This window comes from Aquimarina sp. RZ0 (assembly GCF_008370685.1).
GTDB lineage: Bacteria > Bacteroidota > Bacteroidia > Flavobacteriales > Flavobacteriaceae > Aquimarina.
The window spans coordinates 1-1,105 of sequence record NZ_VTZU01000229.1 but is presented as its reverse complement, the minus strand read 5'-3'; the positions used below and the strand labels follow the sequence as shown (position 1 = coordinate 1,105).

General features: G+C 33.6%; 1 protein-coding gene. It reads left to right on the top strand.

Annotated features, from left to right (window positions below; translation table 11 throughout):
* On the top strand, window positions 1-1,071 hold a 1,071-nt coding region (locus F0000_RS27415), incomplete at its 5' end, for an IS5 family transposase (RefSeq protein ID WP_368668154.1).
* Between the last annotated feature and the right edge of the window lie 34 nt (window positions 1,072-1,105).

Sequence of the window (1,105 nt, the reverse complement as noted above, 5' to 3'; positions counted from 1 at the left end):
GGTGAGATGAATAGTTACAAACGCACAGGAACAACTTCTTTATTTTCAGAAAGTTATCGATTAGAAAAGCTTAGTAAACAAGGAGATCCTTTAGAACGACTCACTAAAGTAGTAGAATGGGAATATTTTAGAGACACTATCGAAAAAGTCCATCAGAAGAAGATGGTCAATGCTGGTCCTAAGCCCTATGATCCATTATTGATGTTCAAAATATTGATATTACAGCGGTATTACAACTTGAGTGATTTTCAGCTAGAATATCAAATATTAGATCGTTTAACATTCTGCCGTTTTCTAGGCTTATCTCTAAACGATAAAGTTCCAGACGAAAATACTATTTGGAATTTTAGAGATAAATTAATTTCTAAAGGTATTGAACAAGAGTTGTTTGATAAATTCAGTAGCTTATTGGAGAAGCATGGGCTGATTGCTCACCAAGGAAAAATTATTGACGCAAGTTTTGTAGAAGCTCCTAGACAACGTAATAGTAGAGAAAAGAATACGCAAATAAAAGAAGGTACACCACCAGAAGAGTGGAATGATCAACCTAATAAGAGGCGTCAAAAAGATGTAGATGCCCGTTGGACAAAAAAGAATAATCAATCTTATTTTGGGTATAAAAATCATGCAAAAGTTGATAATGTTCATAAATTCATTGACACTTATGCCACAACGGATGCTTCTGTACACGATTCTCAGGTATTGGATACATTATTGACAGAGAAAGATCAAGGTCAAGATTTATGGGCAGATAGTGCTTATACAGGACAAGAACAAGAGAATACTATTAAGAAATATAAGGTGAAAAACAAGGTACATCAAAAAGGGTGTAAAAATAACCCACTAACTGAAGTACAAAAAGAATCTAATAAAGAAAAATCAAAAACCAGAGCCCGAGTAGAACATGTATTTGGATTTATGGAGCAAAGTATGAACAAACTCTATATAAGATCTATAGGCATAAAACGCGCCATCGGATTTGTAGGTTTGGTAAACCTTACCTATAATCTCTTTAGATATGAACAAGTAAGCAGGTTAGATGGGATAACTATGTCTAATTGGGAGATGTAAAAAACAACAAGTAGCTATAAAACAATAACTTACA